Origin of the sequence: Rheinheimera mangrovi (assembly GCF_003990335.1) — a bacterium.
GTDB classification, from domain to species: Bacteria; Pseudomonadota; Gammaproteobacteria; order Enterobacterales; family Alteromonadaceae; genus Pararheinheimera; species Pararheinheimera mangrovi.
Genome location: NZ_CP034683.1, coordinates 481,115 through 501,815, shown reverse-complemented (window position 1 = coordinate 501,815; position 20,701 = coordinate 481,115). Strand labels below are relative to the sequence as shown.

Annotated in this window: 17 protein-coding genes; 10 read left to right on the top strand and 7 right to left on the bottom strand. The window is 46.8% G+C overall.

From position 1 onward, the window contains the following. Positions 1-2 precede the first annotated feature (2 nt). Together EK374_RS02325 and EK374_RS02320 are read right to left on the bottom strand one after the other, a co-directional pair. Positions 3-1,400 (bottom strand): MFS transporter, encoded by a 1,398-nt coding sequence (locus EK374_RS02325; RefSeq protein WP_127019757.1) that lies wholly within the window; start codon positions 1,398-1,400, stop codon positions 3-5. A gap of 86 nt (positions 1,401-1,486) precedes the next feature. Then, positions 1,487-2,038: a gluconokinase gene (locus tag EK374_RS02320; protein WP_127019755.1), complete on the bottom strand. Its 552-nt coding sequence runs from the start codon at positions 2,036-2,038 to the stop codon at positions 1,487-1,489. A gap of 125 nt (positions 2,039-2,163) precedes the next feature. On the opposite strand from EK374_RS02320, the gene gntR reads away from it, so the two are divergent. Continuing rightward, positions 2,164-3,165: an HTH-type transcriptional regulator GntR gene (gene gntR / locus EK374_RS02315; protein ID WP_127019753.1), complete on the top strand. Its 1,002-nt coding sequence runs from the start codon at positions 2,164-2,166 to the stop codon at positions 3,163-3,165. 72 nt (positions 3,166-3,237) lie between these two features. On the opposite strand, the gene EK374_RS02310 is transcribed toward gntR, so the two are convergent. Both EK374_RS02310 and EK374_RS20725 read right to left on the bottom strand, forming a co-directional pair. Beyond that, positions 3,238-3,441, bottom strand: coding sequence for a hypothetical protein (locus EK374_RS02310; protein WP_127019751.1), 204 nt, complete (start codon positions 3,439-3,441; stop codon positions 3,238-3,240). A 34-nt stretch (positions 3,442-3,475) separates the two neighbouring features. Further along, complete coding sequence (locus EK374_RS20725) at positions 3,476-3,628, bottom strand: hypothetical protein (protein WP_206099267.1); 153 nt, start codon at positions 3,626-3,628, stop codon at positions 3,476-3,478. A 298-nt stretch (positions 3,629-3,926) separates the two neighbouring features. Here EK374_RS20725 and EK374_RS02300 point away from each other — a divergent pair. After that, positions 3,927-5,077 (top strand): IS3 family transposase gene (locus EK374_RS02300; protein ID WP_127019331.1). Its coding sequence is split into 2 segments (ribosomal slippage): positions 3,927-4,164 and positions 4,164-5,077, totalling 1,152 coding nucleotides; the frame shifts between segments, so codons are not numbered across the junction. 465 nt (positions 5,078-5,542) lie between these two features. On the opposite strand, the gene EK374_RS02295 is transcribed toward EK374_RS02300, so the two are convergent. From EK374_RS02295 to EK374_RS02285, 3 genes are all read right to left on the bottom strand, one after another. Continuing rightward, positions 5,543-8,005, bottom strand: a complete 2,463-nt coding sequence (locus EK374_RS02295) for a TonB-dependent receptor (protein ID WP_164731797.1) — start codon at positions 8,003-8,005, stop codon at positions 5,543-5,545. A 424-nt stretch (positions 8,006-8,429) separates the two neighbouring features. Then, positions 8,430-11,483: a multidrug efflux RND transporter permease subunit gene (locus tag EK374_RS02290; protein WP_127019747.1), complete on the bottom strand. Its 3,054-nt coding sequence runs from the start codon at positions 11,481-11,483 to the stop codon at positions 8,430-8,432. A gap of 3 nt (positions 11,484-11,486) precedes the next feature. Next, positions 11,487-12,596 carry an efflux RND transporter periplasmic adaptor subunit gene (locus tag EK374_RS02285; RefSeq protein ID WP_127019745.1) on the bottom strand — a complete coding sequence of 370 codons (1,110 nt, stop codon included), beginning with the start codon at positions 12,594-12,596 and terminating at the stop codon, positions 11,487-11,489. A gap of 282 nt (positions 12,597-12,878) precedes the next feature. Here EK374_RS02285 and EK374_RS02280 point away from each other — a divergent pair, with 282 nt between their 5' ends. The 8 genes from EK374_RS02280 (at position 12,879) to recG (ending at position 20,600) form a co-directional block, all read left to right on the top strand. Further along, positions 12,879-13,403, top strand: coding sequence for a hypothetical protein (locus EK374_RS02280; RefSeq protein WP_127019743.1), 525 nt, complete (start codon positions 12,879-12,881; stop codon positions 13,401-13,403). Between the two features lie 36 nt (positions 13,404-13,439). After that, positions 13,440-13,919, top strand: coding sequence for a PaaI family thioesterase (locus EK374_RS02275; protein WP_127019741.1), 480 nt, complete (start codon positions 13,440-13,442; stop codon positions 13,917-13,919). 75 nt (positions 13,920-13,994) lie between these two features. Next, positions 13,995-14,627, top strand: a complete 633-nt coding sequence (gmk, locus tag EK374_RS02270) for a guanylate kinase (RefSeq protein ID WP_127019739.1) — start codon at positions 13,995-13,997, stop codon at positions 14,625-14,627. Positions 14,628-14,675: 48 nt separating this feature from the next. Further along, positions 14,676-14,951 carry a DNA-directed RNA polymerase subunit omega gene (gene rpoZ, locus EK374_RS02265; RefSeq protein WP_127019737.1) on the top strand — a complete coding sequence of 92 codons (276 nt, stop codon included), beginning with the start codon at positions 14,676-14,678 and terminating at the stop codon, positions 14,949-14,951. Positions 14,952-15,059: 108 nt separating this feature from the next. Continuing rightward, positions 15,060-17,183: a bifunctional GTP diphosphokinase/guanosine-3',5'-bis pyrophosphate 3'-pyrophosphohydrolase gene (spoT, locus tag EK374_RS02260; protein ID WP_127019735.1), complete on the top strand. Its 2,124-nt coding sequence runs from the start codon at positions 15,060-15,062 to the stop codon at positions 17,181-17,183. A 5-nt stretch (positions 17,184-17,188) separates the two neighbouring features. Next, positions 17,189-17,581 carry a RidA family protein gene (locus EK374_RS02255; protein ID WP_127019733.1) on the top strand — a complete coding sequence of 131 codons (393 nt, stop codon included), beginning with the start codon at positions 17,189-17,191 and terminating at the stop codon, positions 17,579-17,581. Positions 17,582-17,621: 40 nt separating this feature from the next. Beyond that, positions 17,622-18,425, top strand: coding sequence for a substrate-binding periplasmic protein (locus EK374_RS02250; RefSeq protein ID WP_127019731.1), 804 nt, complete (start codon positions 17,622-17,624; stop codon positions 18,423-18,425). A 93-nt stretch (positions 18,426-18,518) separates the two neighbouring features. Beyond that, on the top strand, positions 18,519-20,600 hold the full coding sequence (gene recG, locus EK374_RS02245) for an ATP-dependent DNA helicase RecG (protein WP_127019729.1): 2,082 nt from the start codon (positions 18,519-18,521) through the stop codon (positions 20,598-20,600). The last annotated feature ends 101 nt before the right edge of the window (positions 20,601-20,701 follow it).

Below are 20,701 nucleotides of genomic sequence, written 5' to 3'. Positions count from 1 at the left end.
AGTTACTCCGACACTCCGACTACTGCAGTTTGTTTAAAAGGTGCTGCTTTGCGCTGATCCAATTCCTGTTGAATGGTCAGCAATTGTTTTTCATCTAAATGGTAAAAGCGCATGACAAAAGCAGCTAAAAAGGCCACTAAGCCAGGGATCACTGAAACCATGAGTAAAATACCCATTTGTGAGCCCGCACTTTGTTCAGTGTTGGCGACATAACCTATCAATGCCAATAACCAGCCAATTACAGCTGAGGCAATAGCACCGCCGAGTTTTTGCGAAAAGGTAGCGGCTGAAAAGGTCATAGCTGTGGCACGACGGCCAGTGCGCCATTCATTGTAATCTGCGGTATCGGCATACATAGAAAAAGCCAGTGGCGATTTAGGCCCTAATACAAAACCTATAGCCAGGTTGATGGCAAAAATTAAACCCACCTGATCAGCTGGCACAAAAAACAAGCTGATAGAGAATAATCCGGCCAGGCTCATGAGCAGCATCATCAATGGCTTTTTATCCATAAACTTGGTCATTAATGGCGTAGATGCAGCACCTAAAGCCAAAGCAAACATATAAGAAGATAAAAACTCGCCGACCAGCTCAGGCCGCATTACATAATATTTAAAGTAATAAGTACCACTGCTGGCGCGCATGGTAATAGTGATCATAATGATCAGCGCCAAACTGAACAGCACCAGCCAGGGTTTGTTGTTTTTTAAATCGAGCAAATCCTGTTTCACGGCATTGTTGGTTTCACTGACAGGCTGAATACGCTCTTTGGTGCTGGCAAAGGTGAATAAAAACAGCAAAGCAGCAGCTATACCAAAGACGCCCATAGTCAGCTGCCAGCCTAAGATTTCATCGCCTTGGCCTAACAACACCACCAGCTTAGGGGTTAAATAAGTCACCAGAATACCGCCGGTAAAACCACCGATAAAACGGAAGCTGACTAAAGTAGTTCTGTCCTGGCTATTACGGGTCATCACACCAGACAAGGCTGAATAAGGAATATTGATAGCTGTGTACGTCAGCATCAGCAGGCTATAAGTGCAATAAGCCCATACCAGTTTACCGCCTGGGCCTAAATCCGGCGTGCTGTAGGTCAACACACCAGCACCAGCAAGAGGTAAAGCGAGCCACAATAAATAAGGCCGGAATTTACCAAAACGGCTTTTGGTTCTGTCCGCTAAAGCGCCCATCATAGGGTCGGTAAACGCATCGATGATTTTAGTGATCAGCATCATGGTGCCAGCGGCAGCCGCTGAGATACCAAATACATCGGTATAAAAAATCAATAAAAAGGCCGAAATATTAGCCCAATAGAAATTAAAACCCATATCGCCGACGCCGTAACCGAGCTTTTCGCGCAGCTTTAGCTTGTCTTGAGGTACCGCAGTTTCTGTTGTCACTTTGTCACCCTGTCGTTGTTTTGTTGTTTTGATTTAAAGATTTATTGACCATGCGCCAGCCAATGATGGCCAGTCGTGATCACTTGTTATAGTCGTTGCTCTATTTTTAAAATGACTTGCAGCATCAGTTCGTTGACGCTTTGACTGATATCCAGACACAGCACATCAGCTTCCTGCTCTACCGATTCCATAGTAGCCAGCTGGCTTTGCAGCATAGACACAGGCATAAAATGGTTTTGCCGCTGCGCCAGGCGTTCGGCCAGCAATTCAGCGCTGCCTTGTAAATAAATGAACTGTGGGTTGGAAGCCGCCTGACGAATGCGCTCACGATGCTTGCGGATTAAACCTGAATAACTTAATACCACTGCAAGTTGTTTTGTTGCGCACTCTTGTAAAGCTGCACATAAACGGCCGACCCATTGGTCACGCATTTCACTGGTAATAGGCGTGCCTGACGCCATCATCTGTTTGGCTTCAAGGCTGTGAAAATCATCACCTTCCAGATAATGCCAACCCAGTTGCTCTGCAAGGCGCAAAGCCAGCGTAGATTTGCCGCTGCCGGCCACGCCCATAATGATCAGACTTTGGCATTGTGTTGTATTGCTTGCCTGCTTCTGAGCTGTTAGATCCTGTTGCATCAGATACGATCACACCTTCCATAAAAATGTGGCCTCAGCTTAATTCAGATAAAATGATAGCGCAACCATTTTGACTCAAACTGAGCTTTCAGTTATTGTTTTTCAAAAATAATGAGAATGGTGTGATGAACAAAAAACCTAACCTGAAAGATGTGGCTAAAGTAGCAGGGGTCAGTGCTATTACTGTGTCCCGCGTGCTTAGTAATCCTGATAAAGTCTCAGAAAAACTGCGGGCAAAAGTTGAACAGGCTGTGCATGAAATTGGTTATATCCGTAACCATGCGGCCAGTGCATTGGCTTCCCGTCGTTCAGGTGTGATTGCGGTTATCATTCCATCATTATCTAACATAGTTTTTAATGATGTTTTGCAGGGTATTTATAGTGCAGTGAAACAACATCATCTTCAGGTGGTATTGGGGGATTGCCATTATTCGCCTTTGGAAGAAGAAAAACTGATCGCCACTTTACTCAGTCAGTCGCCTGAAGGTTTTATTTTAACCGGCACAGATCAAACCGATTATGCCCGTAAATTACTGCAACAATCCGGCATTCCTATAGTGCAGCTGATGGAACTCAGCGACTGCCCTATTGATATGAATATTGGCTTTTCGCACTTTAATGCCGGGGTGGATATCACTAACCACTTGCTGCAAAAAGGCTATCGCAAACTAGGCTTTCTGGGCGCCCGCATGGATACCCGTACCCAGCAACGTTTAGCGGGTTTTAAAAAGGCGATAGCGGATTTTAAGCAGCCTTGTCAGAGTTATGTAGTCACCACCACTCAGTCTTCCTCGATACGTTTAGGCGGTCAGTTATTGCAGGCTGTGATGGCAGAATCTCAAGGGCAGTGTGATGCGGTGTTCTGCTGTAACGACGATTTGGCTTTGGGAGCTTTGTTTGAAACCAAGCGGATGAACCTGAAAGTGCCGGCAGATATCGCCATTTGTGGTTTTAACGATTTAGAAGCTTCAGCTTTGGTCGAACCCGCCATTACCAGCGTCGCCTCACCTCGTTTTGAGATGGGCCAGCAAGCGGTTGAATTACTGATGACAGCATCGGGCGAGGACAAAACCCATAAGCCACCTATAGATGTGGGTTATCGCATAGTGGAAAGGGCTTCAACCTGACACAAGCAAATTCGGTGCTAAAAGTGCTCAGATGGAGTTCGAAATTCAACCTGAGCAACTATACAATTAAAGTTATTTCTCTGTTTTTTTCTCGATATAGTGATAGACACAGCGAATAGCCAACGACGCATACACTATGGCCCCAACAAAGGCGAAAAATTGGTCTGTTAGATAGCATTGATACCCAAAGCACAACACAGTGAAAATCATTAAGGCCAACACACCAGGTTGCTCTCGATAAACCGGATGGATAAATCTCATAATAAAAGCTTTCATTAGTGAAGATTCCTGTCAAATTAAGGACAATTCATTACTTTAATTTCAGTCCAGTGAGTACAAAGGCCGCCTTGAGTACATATAGTGTGTTTCTCAGAATAATAGCAAGTAGAAGGAGTCGCACTGCCGCCACCGCCACCACCGCCACCACCGCCGCCACCACCGCCGCCGCCGCCAGAGTCTTCATTTTCGACACACTTATCAAGATTATACTTGGCATTGTCATAAGCGAGGCGACACTGATAGAGCGTGTGGTTGTAATTGCCTGTTACGGCAGCATAACTAATCAATGCTATGCTACAACCAAAAATTGTTACATTCCCTACAGTACATCCAACTAAAAGCCCTAAAGAAGCAGCCAGAGAAGCAACCTCAGCAGGCCGTATGCATCCGCTTAAAGTAGAATACCCACCATACCCGTTTGAATCGACCAGAGTTTCCTAGACACAAAATAGCATTACAATGCAGTGTGTTAAGGGGGACAAATGACGACAAAACGGTTTCCAGAAGAATTTAAGATTGAAGCAGTCAAGCAAATTACGGAGCGCGGCCATTCTGTGGCGAGCGTTGCGAAGCGTTTAGACATCTCTACAAACAGTCTTTACCTGTGGCTTAAAAAATACGGCAGCAACAGCGAACATTATCAACAGGTTTCTGAGCAGGAAGCCAAGATCCGTGAGTTAGAGAAACAACTGAAACGGGTGACGATGGAACGCGATATATTAAAGGAGGCCGCCGTGTACTTTGCCGTGGAGTCAAAGAAAAGTACACGTTCATAAAATCCAGACTGGCTCACTATCCGGTGCAACTGATGTGTCAGGTGCTGAATATTCAGCGCAGCGGGTTGTATGCATGGTTAAAACAGCCACATTCTGGCCGGACCTTGGAAGACAACCGCTTGTTAGGGTTAATTAAGCATTCGTGGCTGGAAAGTGGCTGTGTTTATGGCTATCGCAAAGTCACCAGCGATTTGAAAGATTTAGGCGAACGATGCAGTAAAAACCGCGTGGCCAGGCTGATGAAGCAGGAAACGCTGAGTGCGCAAGTGGGATACCGCAGACGGAAAGGCCACTACCATGGCAAGCCTGCGGTGGTGGCGCAGAATGTGTTGCAACGCGAGTTTGATGTCACAGAACCGAATCGGGTTTGGGTCACCGATATAACTTACATCAAAACCCATGAAGGCTTTCTGTATCTGGCGGTCGTACTGGACTTGTTCTCGCGTCAGGTTGTTGGTTGGTCGATGCAGCCGAGAATGGATGCGGATGTGGTGCTCAAAGCGTTACTAATGGCGATCTGGCGCAGAAAACCCAAGCAGGAAGTCCTTGTTCATTCCGACCAAGGCAGCCAGTTTACTGGCTACGAATGGCAAGGCTTTTTAAAAGAACACAACCTCAAAGCCAGTATGAGTCGTCGCGGTAATTGCCATGACAATGCGTGTGCAGAAAGCTTTTTCCAGTTGTTAAAGCGAGAGCGGGTCAGGCGAAAAGTGTATGTAACCAGAGAAGAAGCGAAGTCGGATATCTTTAATTACATCGAAATGTTCTATAACATCAAACGCAAACATGGGTACAGTGGTGATCTGCCTCCTGCTGTATTTGAAAAGCAGTACTTTATGAGGCAACAAACTGTCTAAGAAAGTCTGGTCGATTCAAGGGAAAGAAAGTATATATCCCTCCATCACCAGACTCTAGAATACCAACATTATTGATCTTTACGGTATCTGCCGACACTTTACAACTTGCAAAAACTAATAATGTAAAAAAAATGTATATTTTATACATTTTTCATCCTCTGAACTGAAGCTAAATAACATTAGTTTAAATTATGTAAACTAATGTACTATTACTTAAAAACACAGTAACAACATCAACATACCTTACCGAGGAATGAGGCGTCAACAAAAAAAGGAACAGCTGCAGGGCGACACGCATTAACTGCGGTTTATTGAACGGCGAAAAGAATGGCACAGTTGTACTAATAACAAAACATCATAAAAAAGTACCAGCCGAAGCTGGTACTGATACCCCCAATTACCGGGAGGACCCGGACTCGCACAAGTCCGGGAGACAAGGGTAAAACATCAATAATGTTGGACGAATTATTCAAAAGCTACGTTAAAACGCACACCAAAGGTACGTGGTGATTGCCACATAAAGTTAGGTACTGCGTCACCGTGAGTACGGCCTTGATCGCTCTTAATATCGCGGTCAGTGACGTTATTCACAAAAGCTTCTGTAGACCAGTTGCCTTCTGAAGGTTCAAACGTCAGGCTTAAGTCCACTTTGGTATAGGCATCCTGACGGTCGATATCAGCAGCATAAGGCAGATTTTTGAAACCTTCAGGTCTGTCACCACGGTTGGCCGGGTCAAACCATACTTCGCTGGTGTAACCCACACGAATTCTTGGCTTTAACGTAGCGCCGCTTTCCAGACCAACAAAATGTTCGTAATTCACAGAAGCTGAGAATTCCGGAGCCATCACTAAATGGTTACCGCTGAAATCCAGCAGGTTAGGTAAAGCAGGGTTACCTGCAGACGGGTTAAAAGCTAAACCATCACGGCCATATTTAGAATCTGTGGTCAGGAAGTCATCGTAAGTTGCATCCAGTACAGACATAGAACCACTTAACTCGCCATTTTCAATCACTAACCAACGGGCTTCTAATTCCAGACCATTAATAGTGGCTTTACCGGCGTTAGTTTTACGCAGCAAGTCAGCGCCAGTGTTGGTGACCACGTTACTGGTCACCTGTAAGTCTGTGTATTCAGTACTGAACAGTGCAGCAAATAACTGCAAGGTGCCATCCAGGAATAAACCTTTCATACCCAGTTCAATACTGCTGTTTTCTTCAGGTGCTACGTAAGCGGCAGTTCCCGCAGCTTCGTTATTGTTGCCAGCGATAATGGCATCCAGGTCAGCCTGGGTGAATGGACCAGTGCCCGTATATTTACCGCCATCCTGAATAGTACCGGACTTAAAGCCAGTGGCGTAGGAGCTGTAGAACATCACATCGTCTGTCATGTCCCATTCAACACGAGCCATACCTGTCGTTTTGCTCCACTCCGGGCTGGTGTCGTTGTAGGTATCAACCCAACATTGACCAGGTTGCACCAGGTTTTTGTTCGGGCCAAGACCATTGAGGATGCCTTCCGGATCCATGTACCCCAGGTTGTCCTGATTAGGGTCCATCACTTCAGTACGTTTTACATCAGGACACATGATGTTACGGCCACCTTTGTCCCAACGTTTATCGTTGGTGTAACGTAAGCCAGCGCTTACACGCCAGTCATCAGTCAGCTTGTAAGTCGACTGAGCATAAATACTGTTGGACTCTAAACCACGGTCAGGCTGACGGTAAGTGGACCATAAGTTTTTATTTGGGGTAGTACCACCTTCGTAATCAACATCAGGGTGCACTATGTCAAAATTAGTGCTGTTGTTTTCTTTGAAGTAGAAGTAACCCACCATCCACTGTAAACGTTCAGCGTCGTCATTTTTAAACTGTAATTCGTGCTGAGTGGCTTCGTGGGTACATTCCACACAACCACCCCATTCATACTTGGTCAGGCTCCAGGTTCTGTCCCATACCGAAACACGAGACGTATCTGTGTAACCGCCTATGTAAGACAATTGCAGGCCCGAGTCAAAGTTGTAGTTGGCTCTGGTACGGAAGCTATCGCTGGTTGCGTCGTTAAAACCTGGCTCTTGTACATAAGAGCTGCGATCCGAACCACCGCTGATGGTTGGGATATTACCAGTGCCATTGTCGGTAAAGTTTTCGTAGGAGAAGGTTAAATCAAACTTGTCTGACGGCTGGTAAAAAGCACTGAAACGCGCAGCAGCCAGATCGGTAGAACCGTATTTTTCACCCATAGCTGAACCTGGCAGGAAATCAACCACACCTTCAGATTGGTCCACAGCAGCAGCAACACGCACAGCTAAAGTATCGCTTAATGGAATATTGACCATACCACGCATAGCACGACGGTCGTAGTTGCCTAAAGTGATTTCGGCGTTGGCATCAAAACCATCCAGACGGGCTTTGGCAGTGTGTAAGTTCACTACACCACCAGTGGCATTACGGCCGAATAAAGTGCCTTGTGGGCCACGTAAAATTTCAGCGCCTTCCAAATCAAACATCAAGGCAGAGGCGCCCTGCGAGCGGGCTGAATAGACACCATCTATATGGAAAGCGACGGCAGGGTCACCACTTTCGGTTTGGTCAGAAGAACCAATACCACGCACATACACCATAGGGGTATTTTGGGTGCCGTTTTGCGCAATTTGTAAACTTGGAACTATGCCCTGCAAATCATCCAGTTGTGCCACATGGTTTTCGTCCAGAGTTTTCTGGTCAAAGGCTGTTACTGCCAGTGGGGTTTCACGTAAGGTGGTTACCCTTTTGGTCGCGCTGATTTGAATCACTTCAATAGCACGGCCTTCATCATCTTTGCCATCGCTGCTCTTTGTGCTTTCAGCCACTTGTGCAGCCACACCAAAAGCGCTGCAGAGTGCCAGAGTGGTGAGTAAATACGCCGGTTTTAATTTTAAAACTTTCACTATGAATCCCCTATCCTGTCTGGATGTTTTTGTCAGCATGACAGCGCTAACACCTGTTGATTTTTTTTATTTGGTATCAGTTCAAGCGATAGGAAATCCAGGGCATATCCTCTCGGAATTGCTGTTTGAATTGATTTCTTCCGCTTGTTTTTCATACCAAGGCTAAGCCTGGGCGTTAAATTAGCCTCAGATAAATGATTGCGCAACCATTATTTAGATCTTTTTTGTGAAAATAAGCTGGGATCCGGATCTTTTACGACAGAATACGAACGAGGCAACAGCCGAAATAATAGGCAATTGTTGTTTGAGTTTTCAGCAAGCAGGCAGGTGAGAAGGAAAAAAATCAAAAATGATAGCGCTATCAATTCATTAAATCAGAGCCAAATTAAAGCTACAGCTATAAATTTGACTCTGACCTAACTATTTATTTTTTCTGCAAAAAGGCTTTATCCAGCGCCAGAAATACCACTGGAGTCGTCAGCAGAGTTAATACCTGGCTAAAGGCCAAACCCCCTACCACTGCCACGCCTAAAGGTACCCGCAGTTCTGCACCAGTACCAAAGCCCATCATTAAAGGCACAGCACCTAAAATAGCTGCCAGCGTGGTCATCATAATAGGGCGGAAACGCACTAAGCAGGCCTGATGTATCGCGTCTTTGGCTGACATGCCTTGTTCGCGTTGGGCTTGCAACGCGAAGTCGACCATCAGAATACCGTTTTTCTTCACTATGCCTATCAGCAGAATAATGCCAATAAGCGCCATAATGGAGAAATCCAGCTGCCAGGCCCACAGCAATAAAATGGCACCTATAGCAGCCGAAGGCAGAGTAGACAAAATAGTCAGAGGGTGGACAAAACTCTCGTACAACACACCTAAAATGATATACACCGCTAGTAAAGCTGTGAAAATCAGTAAAGGTTGCGTCGCCAGAGAATCCTGAAAGGCCTGAGCTGCACCCTGAAAAGATCCGGACACAGAGGCTGGCATTTGTAGCTCTGCTCTGGCTTGCTCTAACGCATTCACTGCATCGCCCAAAGCCACACCAGCAGCCAGGTTAAAGGATAAATTCGCCGCAGGCTGCATACCATTGTGCGCAATAACTACCGGGCCACTGGTCGCTGGTAATATTTTGGCAAAGGCTAGCAAAGGCACCATATCCCCTGTAGTGGGTGAACGTAAGTGGAAATAGTTTAAGCTGTCCGCTGTACCACGCTGCGCTGGGTCCAGCTCCAGTATCACATTGTATTGGTTGGTTTCTGTCTGGTATTCGTTAATCTGGCGCTGACCAAAGGCATCGTACAAGGCCTGATCCAAATCAGCAGCGGCAAAACCTAAACGCGCGGCTTCCTGCCGGTCCAGCTCCAGCTTAATAATATTGGCGTCCCACTGCAGATCATTGGATAAGTCGGTAAAGATCGGATTTTGTCTGAGCTTAGCTGTTAAAGCCTGAGTCCAGGTCGCCAACTCTTCACTACTTAACGCCTTAAGCACATAACTGTATTGAGCACGGCCTGGGCCTGCGCCAAGGTTGATATCCTGCGCTGCCCGCAAAAACACCTGCAAGCCTGGTATTTGGGCAAATTGCGGTCTTAACCTATCGATAATTTCACTGGCGCTGGCATCCCGGTCGTCCGGGTCGTTTAAGACTATCCAGACCCGGCCAGAACCTGTGGAATTATTGCCCCCAACCAAATGGTTAAAGCCTGTGATATCGGGATCCTTTTTCAGTATGGCTTCCAGCTGTTTATGTTTGGCCACCATATCTTCATAAGAGATATCAGAAGCGGCCTGAGTGATCCCTATGACAAAACCTGTGTCCTGCAGTGGGAAAAAGCCTTTGGGTATCGCCATAAAACTGGCGACACTACCTGCCACTGTCAGGAAAAACACGCCAAGCATAATGCGCTGATGATCCAAAGCCCAGCTCAGCACTTTGTCATAACCTTTGACTAAGAGATCAAAAAAACCAGGATTATTTGGGTCATGAGCCGGTGCTTTATCCATAAAAATAGAAGCTAAAGTCGGCGCCAGCGTTAAACACACCACTACTGAAATCAAAATGGCTGCTGTGGCTGTTAACGAAAACTCTAAAAACAACTTGCCGATAATGCCGCCCATGAACAGCAACGGAATAAAAGCAGCCACTAAAGACACGCTGATAGAAACTACAGTAAAACCAATTTCCTGCGCCCCTTTCAGTGCTGCCATTCGTTTGGTCTCACCCGCCTCTAAATGCCTGTGTATGTTTTCAATCACCACTATGGCGTCATCAACAATAAAACCTACGGCTATGACGATGGCCACCAAAGTGAGGTTGTTCAGGCTAAAACCTGCCAGATACATAAAAGCGCAGGTGCCAATCAAGGACACACCAAGCACAGCAGACACTATTAAGGTAGCGGACCACTGGCGTAAAAACGCCGCCATCACAGCTATCACCAGTATCACAGCGATAGCCAGCGTCAGCTCCACTTCATGCAAGGAAGAGCGGATAGTCCGGGTTCTGTCGTTAAATACTTCAACTTTGACGTCTGCAGGTAAAGCAGCGGTCAGTTGAGGTAAAGCTGCTCTGATCCGGTCTGCTGTGGCTACTATATTGGCACCAGGCTGACGGCGAATAATCAAAGCCACACCTGATTCGCCATTCGGCCAAATCTGCACAAAATCGTTTTCTGCGCCAAGTTTCACAGTGGCTACATCGCGCAAATACACAGGGGCACCGTTGTTATAACTGACGATTAGATCAGCATATTCATCGGCAGAAAAAATCTGGTCATTCACAGTAAGAGTGGACACTCTGTTCGAGCCAAATAAAGCCCCTTTAGGTAAGTTGACGCTGGCGCGTTGCACTGCGGCACGAATATCCGCCAATGTAATGCCAGCAGCAGCCAGAACTTCGGGTTTGGCCTGAATACGAATGGCTGGTTTTTGCTGACCACCAATAAATACTTCACCCACGCCGTTGATTTGGGTCATTTGGCGCGCCAACACAGTTTCAGCTAAATCGCTGATTTCAGTGCGGGATAAGGTTTCAGAGGTGACCCCAATAATTAAGATAGGACTGTCAGCCGGGTTTACTTTACGCCAGGTCGGTAAGTTGGGCATATCAGGCAAACGACCTGCCGCCTGATTCAATGCTGCCTGTACTTCCTGCGCTGCAGTATCGATATTTTTTTCCAGCACAAACTGCAGCGTAATGTCGACTGAGCCCAAAGCGCTGCTTGAAGTCATTTCGGTAATACCAGGCACTGAACTTAAGGCCACTTCCAAAGGCGTAGCAACGGATGAGGCCATAGTTTCTGCACTGGCACCAGGCAAGCGCGCATTAACCTGAATAGTTGGAAAATCAGCCTCAGGTAAAGGCGCTATGGATAAACGGGGGAAAGCCAATACGCCCAATAAAATTAAGGCGAAGGTTAATAATACTGTGCCTATAGGGTGGTCCATACACCAGGCAAATATACTGCGGCTTTTCATGCTTTATTGCTCCACAGCAGCAGTTTGCGGGGCTTCAGTTAATATTTTCAACTCAGCACCTTTGCGTAGCCTGCTTTGACCATCCACTATCACTTGCTGACCTGTTTTTATGCCTGTGACTACCACCTGGTTTTTGTCCTGCAATACCACTTCAACAGCAGCAGTGGCGGCTTTACCTTGTTCGTTAAACCAGACAAAAGCCCCTTCAGGCCCTTGTTGTAATGCTTTGGCCGGAATAGTTAAAGCCTGTTCCAGCACCTTGCTTTGCAAGGCAATAACCACGGACTGACTTGGCCATAAAGCCATATCCGGGTTGGCAAAATCGGCTTTCACCCTGATAGTGCCAGTCGCAGCGGCCACTCTGTTGTCTACCACTTTGAGCTGGCCCTGAGCTAAAGGCTCTGCACCTTCCTTTAAATAAGCTAAGACTGGCACAGTTTGGTTTTGGCGGATTTGTTGGGTCAGTTGTTGCAGTTCAGGCAAACGCGACTGTGGCAAGGCAATTTCAATACTAATAGGGTCCAGCTGCACTACAGAAAATAAACTACTGGCATCACTGGTTCTGACATAGTTGCCGGCATCCACATTACGTATACCGACCTGACCTGAAATAGGCGACAGAATTTGGGTATAAGACAACTCCACCTGCTGTGCATTGATAGTCGCCTGCACGCTGCGCAGTTGTGCTTCCAATTGCTGCACTGTGGCTTGTTGCTGGTCGGCCATCTGCGCCGACACCGCCTGATCTTTACGTAAATTCTGATAACGTTTTAAATCAAGCTTCGCCACATCCAGCTGAGCTTGCACTACAGCTAACTGAGCTTTGGCTTGTTCATAAGCGGCTTTAATACTGCGATCATCAATCACCGCCAACAAGTCACCTGCTTTCACCAACTGGCCTTCTTCCACCAGAATACGCTGCAATATGCCGTCCACCTGAGGGCGAATTTCAACACTTTGCTGCGCTTTGACTTGTCCTATGGCCCGGATCCAGACAGGCACGCTCTGCTGTTGCACTAAAGCCGTTTTGACCGGCACAGCCGGGCCTTGTTGCGCCACCACAGCACAGCTCAGCCAAAGGCCGGATATCATCACTAGCTTTACCAATTTCATGCAAAAACTCCGTTTAATTCTGTAGTACAAACAGCCTGATCAGGCCAGCTTAGCATAGCGAATACCAGCATAAGTGACAGCACTGTTTCTTGTGTTGATTCAATATTTTGTAGCATTCTGACAAGCTAAACGATTTGGGCTCCACTAAGGATCAGCCAATGCGGTCAGGTGCAAAAAATAGCAGACCAGCAGAAGATTGTTTCACAGCGGCATTTACTCAGCTGTAAAACCCAAAAGATCCGCTATAGTTATTTAACCATTTATTAACAGGCGGAGTTCGGGATGAAACCGCTTTTGTATTTGTTGTTTTTCTGCAGTTTTACCCTGTTGGCGCAACAACAATGGCCAGCGGCGGAGTGCGATAAAACCGTAAAAAAACTGCAGCAGCTGGAACAAAAAATCAGCTCGGGTTACAGCCTAAAAGAAGCAGAGCAATTAAGCCTGGATCAACGTCTGCTGGAAAAACAGCTGGACCAGTTTTGCCAAAAACCTGTCTTAGCCTCAGACCCGCAAAAACCCAAAGCCAAAAAATCAGAGGCAAAAAAGACGGCCAAAGTAAAAGCTGCGGCAGATCCTTTGGCCGACATAGCCAAAGGCCCACAGCTTTATGTCAGCTCAGTGTCGGTCAAAGCCCCTTATCAGGGCAAAAAACTACAGGCATGGCTGGAGTATTACTCCGAACCTAAACAATGTTTTGGAGTGCGGGACAGCCGGCAAATGGTCTGGTGCGTGGAGCAACGTCAACAAGCCAAAGCGAATTTTGAGCGACAATGGCAGCAAAAATTCGCACTATCGCAACCAGAATGATAAGCTCCGACCAGTTGAACTCTGGAGCTTACTTTTATGAACGCCTTAACAAAAGCCAACTTACAACTCTGGTGGTTTGGATTTCGTTATATTCCGCTGATAGGTTTTTGCAAACCAAAAATTCTGGAATTAACAGACGAACGCACTGTGATCCGGATGCCACACCACCGTCATACCAAAAACCATCTGGGCAGTATTTATTTTGGTGCTCTGGCCATAGGCGCAGATTTAGCCGGTGCTTTTTTAGTGTTTTACAAGGCGCGGCAGAAAAAGCTGAATATCCATTTTGCCTTTAAAGACGTACAAGGCGAGTTTTTAAAACGCCCGGAAGCAGCAGTGCATTTCACCAGTGACGATGGAGCTTTAATCGATCAGATCATCCAGCAATCACTGGATACAGGGGAGCGGATTAATCAACCCGTCACTATTAATGTCACCTGCCCTTCCTTGCATGGCGACGAGTTAATGGCGAAATTCACTTTAACTTTGTCGGTGAAAGCGAAAAAGAAATCCTGAACCAACACCAAGCCTTGTTTGCAGCTCAGCCCGGACAAGGCTAAAATCGCCTTTTGATTGTAGAAGGTGGCAGGCATGCAGGACTTATTAGGTAACTTATTTATTATTTCAGCGCCAAGCGGGGCGGGAAAATCCACGCTGATTAACGCGCTGTTACAGCAACATGCCGATATGCAGCTGAGTGTGTCTCACACTACCCGTTCGCCGCGTCCGGGCGAAACCAATGGTGTACAGTACCATTTCACTGATGTGCCAAGCTTTAAACAACTGATTGCAGAAGACCAGTTTATTGAATGGGCTGAAGTCTTTGGCAATTATTACGGCACATCTAAAGCTGCTTTGGCTGATAAGCTGGCGCAGGGTATAGATGTGTTTTTAGATATCGACTGGCAAGGCGCCCGTCAGATTAAACAGCAACTGCCTTTTGTCACCAGCATTTTTATTCTGCCGCCCAGTGTTGACGCTTTAGAGCAACGGCTGAATCAACGTGGTCAGGATAGTGCCGAAGTCATTGCTGGCCGCATGGCCAAAGCCCGGGATGAGATCAGTCATGCCGATGAATACGATTATTGGGTGGTGAATGATGATCTGCAGCTGGCGCTGCAGCAGTTTTCCGGCATTATCCAGACTCAACGCTTAAAACAACAGAAGCAGGCGATACGGCAACAGAAGTTAATTTCTGGCCTGTTGGCGAACGAAACGAAATAGAGTAGACTATGCGGTCTTTATTCAGACCCAGATTAACCGGAGTGGCAGATGGCTCGCGTAACAGTTGAAGATGCAGTAAATAAAATTGGTAACCGCTTTGATTTAATTCTGGTGGCCTCACGTCGTGCCCGTCAGTTAGCTGTTGAAGGCAAAGAGCCAATGGTTGATCCGGAAAACGATAAGTCTACCGTGGTTGCCTTACGTGAAATCGAAAAAGGTTTTATCACCAACAACATTCTGGACCAGCAGGAACGTCGTGAACAGTTACAGCAAGAAGCGTCAGAAATGGCAGCAGTGGCTGCAATTATCGGTTCTGACGAATAATCTGAGCTTGTACCCTCTGCCAACGGTATCCGGCCGTTGGCAATAGTTTGAAATCCACGTATATTCAAAGGAACACGCCAAAGCGTTGTGCGTATTGGGGAGTTTCGGATGTATCTGTTTGAAGGCCTGAAAAATCAAATCAGTGCTTACCTGCCACCTGAGCAGGTCGTTCTGGTGCAACAGGCTTATGTTGTCGCCCGCGACGCGCACGCGCCACAAATTCGCTCCAGCGGCGAACCTTATATTACTCATCCTGTTGCAGTCACCAGTATCCTCGCTGAAATGCGGATGGATTACGAAACCTTAATGGCCGCGTTACTGCATGATGTGATTGAAGATACACCGGTCAGCAAAGAAGACTTAACCCGAATGTTTGGCGAAACAGTAGCCGAACTGGTGCAGGGTGTCAGTAAACTCGACAAAGTAAAATTCAAAGATATCAAAGAGTTCGAAGTTACTAACCTGCAAAAAATGTTTATGGCAATGACGCAGGATATCCGCGTTATTCTGATTAAACTGGCCGACCGCACTCATAACATGCGCACTATAGGTGCACTCAAACCAGAAAAACGCCGTCGTATTGCCCGTGAAACTTTAGAACTCTATGCTCCTATCGCCAACAGGTTGGGTATTCACAACATTAAAAACGAGCTGGAAAACTGGGGCTTCCGCGCTTTATACCCAATGCGGTATCGCGCTTTAGAAACTGCAGTCAAACAGGCTCGTGGTAACCGCAAAGAAATTATTGAACGCATTCAGTCAGAAATAGAACAGCGTATTAAAGCCGCTGGTATTGAAGCTGAAGTAGCTGGTCGTGAAAAACATCTGTATAGCATCTATCGTAAGATGAAAAGCAAAGAGCTGATGTTTAACGATGTGATGGATATTTATGGCTTCAGAGTCATTATCAATAGCATAGACAACTGCTACCGCGTACTGGGTGTAGTGCATAACCTGTTTAAGCCAATAGAAAGCCGCTTTAAAGACTATATCGCCATTCCAAAACAAAACGGTTACCAGTCTTTGCACACCTCCCTGATTGGTCCACACGGTATTCCGGTGGAAATTCAGATGCGTACCCGCGAAATGGATGAAATGGCCGATAAAGGTATTGCCGCTCACTGGTCATACAAAGGCGCAGGCGAAAACAAAAATACCACTGCGCAAATTCGTGCCCAGCGCTGGATGCAAAGTTTACTTGAGCTGCAACAAAGCTCCGGCAACACTTACGAATTTGTTGAAAACGTTAAATCCGAGCTGTATCCGGACGAGCTGTATGTATTCAGCCCTAAAGGTCAGATTGTTGAATTACCTATAGGTGCCAATGCGGTCGATTTTGCCTACACAGTGCATACCGACATAGGCAACAGATGCGTAGGCGCACGGGTGGATCGTAAACCTTACCCACTGAACAAACCTTTAGAAACAGGCCAGACGGTAGAAATTATTACCAGCCCTGGTGGAAAACCTAATGCCAACTGGCTGAACCATGTCGTCACCAGCCGCGCTATTTTAGGTATTCGTAATTATCTGAAAAAACAGCAACTCAGCGAGGCTGTTGGCTTAGGTCGCCGTTTGCTAACTTCAGCTTTAGGTGATGTAAAGCTGGAGAATATTCCGCCAGAACGTATTGAGCAGGTACTGCAAAGCACCACGCAAAAATCGCTGGATGAACTGCTGGTTGAAATTGGTTTAGGTAATCAACTGCCTATCGCTGTGGCCCGTCGTTTAATGGGTGGTTTTGATTCTGGCGAAGAAGCTTTGCCAGCTGAAAATCCGGCGAATCAAAAAACCAAAGCTTTTATTATTGGCTCTGAAGGTATGTTACTGACCTTCGCCAAGTGTTGCCGTCCTATTCCGGGTGATGAAATTGCCGCTAACGCCACGCCAGGCAAAGGCCTGAACGTGCATCGTGTTGAATGCCGCAATATTCGTGGCTGGGAAAAAGAGCCGGGTAAATACTTCCCGGTGAAGTGGGATAAAACAGGCGACAAACAGTTTTTATGTGATATCCGGGTCTTTATTGTCAACCAACCCGGCGTGTTGGCTAAACTAACAACAGTGATAGCCTCACAGGATTCCAATATTCAGGACTTGTCGACCGACGACAGAGACACTGGCGAATATGTGATTAAAATCACTTTGTCTGTGCGTGACCGTATTAATTTAGCCAACGTCATGCGCAAAATCCGTGTCTTGCCTGAAGTACTTAAAGTTTACAGAAGGAAATAGCTGTTATGTCAAAAGTGATCATCAGTACAGATAAAGCCCCTGCCGCTATAGGTACTTACAGTCAGGCCGTTAAAATTGGCACTACTGTGTATTTATCTGGCCAGATCCCTTTAGTACCAGAAACGATGCAGATGGTGTCTGAAAATTTCGCTGAACAAACCCAGCAGGTATTTGAAAACCTGACTGCCGTTTGCCAAGCCGCCGGTGGCAGCTTAAATGATATGGTCAAAGTAAATATCTTCCTGACTGATCTATCCAACTTCGCTACAGTTAATGAAATTATGAGTAAACATTTCAGCGCCCCTTATCCGGCGCGTGCCGCAGTGCAGGTCAGTGCTTTACCCCGTGGTGCTCAGGTGGAAATTGACGGCGTGATGGAAGTGCCGTCTACAAATTAACAGGGATAGCAGCTGTTTTAGTCCTGTAAGGCAAAACTGAGTGAATAAAATCCTATGTTGTCTATTGCTGTTAGTTTTTCCTCGTCTGGCAGCCGCAACAGAGATACCAGTCCTCACCTGGTGTCTGGATCATTTTTCACGCTTTCATGCCTATGAAACAGGCAAAGCTCCGTATGGGCCTTCTGTTGATTTAATGCAAGAGTTGGCCAAACGCGCAACGTTTCAACTGCAATTCAGTCCTAAAACCCCTTCAGCCCGCTGCTTCCGCCAAATGCAGACGGGCGAAGCGGATTTAATGACTAATCTGAATTTTACTGAGGAAAGGGCAGACTATATGTTTCTGCTGCCCTACAACGAACGCATTCCTGAGTCTTTATATTTACAAGCTGGTGACCAGCGCCACATCCGTAACTTCAACCAACTGCCCTCTTTAACTCTGGCGACTGTACGTAATTACGCCTATCACCCCAGCCTGATGCAACTGATTAAAACCTCTAAGCGCCATGTTGAAATTGACAGTATAGAAACTGGCTTTGAAATGTTACAACGTGGCAGAGTGGATGCATTGGTGGCCCCCACGCAAAGCTCGCTGGATGTGATTGCAAGCCACGCAGATATGCATTTTCAGTTTCAAAGAGCGCCTGTCGATTTTTCAGTGGTCGAAAAGCGTTTTATCAATATTGGTTTGTCGAAAAAGAGTCGGCACCTGGCACTAAAAGACCGCATCGAACAAGCCATAGCATCTATGGTGCAAGACGGCACAGTAAAAAAACTCTACGCTTTTGATCCACTCAAACATGGGCCTACCTACCTCGCTGGTTCACAACCTGAACAGCAAAAGTAGTCCCGAAACATAGCTAAAACAGCTCTGTGGCTATGCCTCCTGTCAATCACAGGTTAAACTGCCTGTTATCAGCCACTTAGCACGGTCTTTCTTTTGACAGTAACAGCACTGGATAGCCTATCCGTCAGCCAGCTAAAAGGTGTTGGCGCCAAAGTCAGTGAACTGCTGCATAAGCTGGGTATTCAGAGTGTGCAGGATTTGCTGTTCCACTTGCCTTTACGTTACGAAGACCGCACCCGCCTCTACCCCATCGCCGATTTATGGCCGCAGCAAAGCGCCACAGTACAAGGCGAAGTGATCAGTAGTGAAATTACCTTTGGTAAAAGACGTAGCTGGCTGGTGTCCATTCGTGATGGTTCAGGTCATTTAACCCTGCGCTTTTTCCATTTTAATGCAGCACAAAAAAATGCCGTCACTCCAGGCGTCACCTTAAGAGTGTTTGGTGAAGTCAAACGGGGCATGCGCGGTTTTGAAATGATGCACCCCGAATACAAAGTATTAAAAGACGAGCAGGCTCAGGATGTGGCAGAAACCCTGACTCCTGTGTACCCAAGCACCGAAGGTTTAAAACAAAACAGCTGGCGCAATTTAACAGACGCTGCTTTGCAGGTATTACAACGCAGCAGCCCAACTGAATACTTAGCGCCAGTGTTGGGCCAGAACAGCTGGTCTTTGTCCGATGCGTTATTTTATCTGCACAGGCCACCACCAGATGCATCCTTGCAACTACTGGAACAAGGCCAACATCCGGCGCAGCAGCGACTGATTTTTGAAGAATTAGTCGCTCAGCAGCTGTCGATGCTGCAATTACGCCAACAATGCCGCGTGCAACAAGGCCGCAGTTTTGTAGTGGATGAAACCCAGAACCAAGAGTTTTTAGCCGCTTTGCCTTTTGCACCGACTGGTGCCCAACAGCGGGTTATTAACGAAATCCGTCATGATTTAGCCCAAACCGAACCTATGTTACGTTTAGTCCAGGGCGACGTCGGCTCTGGTAAAACGCTGGTTGCGGCTTTATCGGCTTTAACTGTGTTGAGCCGTGGAGCTCAGGTTGCGCTGATGGCGCCCACAGAGCTGTTGGCAGAACAGCATGCCAATACCTTTAAAGCCTGGCTGGAACCTTTGGGTTATCAAATTGCTTGGCTGGCAGGTAAAGCCTCAGCCAAACAAAAACAACTGCAACTCTCTGCCATTCAGAGTGGCGACGCGAAAATGGTGATCGGCACTCATGCCTTGTTTCAGCAGCAGGTGCAGTTTCAGCAACTGGCCTTAGTCATTATCGATGAGCAGCACAGATTTGGTGTACACCAGCGGCTGGAACTGCGGGAAAAAGGCGCTGATACTGGTTTTTACCCTCATCAACTAGTAATGACAGCCACACCTATACCCCGCACTTTAGCCATGACAGCTTATGCTGACTTAGATACCTCTGTAATAGATGAACTGCCACCGGGTCGCACTCCTGTCACTACTGTGGTATTGCCAGACAGCCGCCGTGCTGAAGTCACAGAGAGGGTGCGTCAGGTGGTGCAGAATCAGGGCAGGCAAGCCTATTGGGTATGTACTTTGATCGAAGAGTCAGAACAGCTGCAATGTCAGGCGGCAGAAATGACAGCAGTTGAACTGACTGCAGCTTTACCGGATTTACGCATAGGTTTAGTGCATGGCCGGTTAAAAGCCGCTGAAAAACAACAAGTGATGGCCGATTTTAAAGCCGGTGAACTGGATTTACTGGTGGCCACTACTGTGATTGAAGTGGGTGTAGATGTGCCAAACGCCAGTTTAATGATTATCGAAAACCCGGAGCGTTTAGGTTTAGCTCAATTGCACCAGTTACGAGGCCGGGTCGGTCGTGGCAGTGCAGTCTCGCATTGTGTTTTGCTTTATCACGCGCCTTTATCGCCCACAGCTCAGGCCCGCTTGTCAGTGCTTAGAGAAAGTAATGATGGTTTTGTCATAGCGCAACGCGATTTAGAAATTAGAGGTCCAGGTGAGCTACTCGGCACCAAACAAACAGGCCAGGTCAGTTACCGCATCGCCGATTTGAGCAGGGATGCACAGCTCATTCCAGCAGCTCAACAGGCCGCTGCATTGCTATGGCAGCAGTATCAACCAAATTGTGCTCCGCTAATCCGCCGTTGGCTGGGTTTTAAAGAAATTTATGCCCAAGCCTGATCTGTTGTAATTTTCTGAAACACCACAACAACAGTTAATTACACAACTTCATTGCAGAACGCCCGATGATAGGATTCAGCCCGGCTCAACGGCTGAAATTT

Bases quoted from the DNA above. Each gene is read 5' to 3' on its own strand.
- EK374_RS02285 (WP_127019745.1), bottom strand. From the start codon at position 12,596: ATGAAATTGGTAAAGCTAGTGATGATATCCGGCCTTTGGCTGAGCTGT.
- spoT (WP_127019735.1), top strand. From the start codon at position 15,060: ATGTATCTGTTTGAAGGCCTGAAAAATCAAATCAGTGCTTACCTGCCA.
- EK374_RS02255 (WP_127019733.1), top strand. From the start codon at position 17,189: ATGTCAAAAGTGATCATCAGTACAGATAAAGCCCCTGCCGCTATAGGT.
- EK374_RS02320 (WP_127019755.1), bottom strand. From the start codon at position 2,038: ATGCAACAGGATCTAACAGCTCAGAAGCAGGCAAGCAATACAACACAA.
- rpoZ (WP_127019737.1), top strand. From the start codon at position 14,676: ATGGCTCGCGTAACAGTTGAAGATGCAGTAAATAAAATTGGTAACCGC.
- EK374_RS20725 (WP_206099267.1), bottom strand. From the start codon at position 3,628: ATGAAGACTCTGGCGGCGGCGGCGGTGGTGGCGGCGGTGGTGGCGGTG.
- gmk (WP_127019739.1), top strand. From the start codon at position 13,995: ATGCAGGACTTATTAGGTAACTTATTTATTATTTCAGCGCCAAGCGGG.
- EK374_RS02275 (WP_127019741.1), top strand. From the start codon at position 13,440: ATGAACGCCTTAACAAAAGCCAACTTACAACTCTGGTGGTTTGGATTT.
- EK374_RS02310 (WP_127019751.1), bottom strand. From the start codon at position 3,441: ATGAAAGCTTTTATTATGAGATTTATCCATCCGGTTTATCGAGAGCAA.
- EK374_RS02280 (WP_127019743.1), top strand. From the start codon at position 12,879: ATGAAACCGCTTTTGTATTTGTTGTTTTTCTGCAGTTTTACCCTGTTG.
- EK374_RS02290 (WP_127019747.1), bottom strand. From the start codon at position 11,483: ATGAAAAGCCGCAGTATATTTGCCTGGTGTATGGACCACCCTATAGGC.
- gntR (WP_127019753.1), top strand. From the start codon at position 2,164: ATGAACAAAAAACCTAACCTGAAAGATGTGGCTAAAGTAGCAGGGGTC.